Origin of the sequence: Blastococcus sp. CCUG 61487 (assembly GCF_005222955.1) — a bacterium.
Taxonomy (GTDB): Bacteria; Actinomycetota; Actinomycetes; order Mycobacteriales; family Geodermatophilaceae; genus Blastococcus.
Window position 1 is genome coordinate 2,648 of the sequence record NZ_LWUA01000120.1, and the last position, 679, is coordinate 3,326.

Here is a 679-nt window from a genome sequence, read left to right on the forward strand (position 1 = left end):
CAGCACGCCGGTGGCCACCGGCCCGCCGCCGGCGACGGCGGCCAGCACGGCGAGGACCGTCGCGGTGTGCGCGACCGTCTCCGCGGGTTCCGGCGCCGCCCAGGCGCACGCGGCCGCCGCGCCGAGGAGGGCAACCAGGACGGCCGCACCGGCCGGCGGCACCAGGCGCTCACCGCGGAAAGCGAGGGCGAGACCGACCAGGCTGGTGACCAGCAGCAGGACGAGGACGGCGGTGCTCACCCGGCCGCCCTGGCCAGCAGCCGCGCGGCGGTCGGTCGCAGGTCCCGCTCCAGCTCCCACAGCCCGACAGCGAGGCGCTGTCCGACCGCCTGCCGGGAGATGCCCAGCTCGGCCGCGGCCTCGGCCTGGGTGCGCCCGGACTCGACCAGGCCGACTGCTTCCCACGCCTGCGGACTGCGCCGCTCGACCACGACGGCCAGCGCGCTCAGCACCGCCTGCGCGTCACCGGCGTCGGCGGCGACCGCGCCTCGGACGGCGAGCCGGGACGGGCGCTGCTTGGCGGCGTCGACGGCGCGACGGGCGCTCAGGAAGGCCGGCCCGGCAGCGGCCCGGGTGCTGCCCGGGAGGGGGGTCTGCACCGGCCCCGCGCCGATGCCGATGCTCCAGACGCCCTCCCGGACCAGGTCGAGCACCACGTCGACGACGACCGCCGGCTCCT

General features: G+C 78.9%; 1 protein-coding gene and 1 pseudogene. Both read right to left on the reverse strand.

Annotation, left to right across the window (positions count from 1 at the left end; genetic code table 11):
* Positions 1 to 240, reverse strand: a pseudogene (locus tag A6V29_RS20750) (hypothetical protein); the annotation flags it as partial.
* Positions 237 to 679: hypothetical protein (locus A6V29_RS08205; RefSeq protein WP_137159857.1), on the reverse strand; the 443-nt coding region annotated here is incomplete at its 5' end. The pseudogene A6V29_RS20750 and the gene A6V29_RS08205, both read right to left, overlap by 4 nt.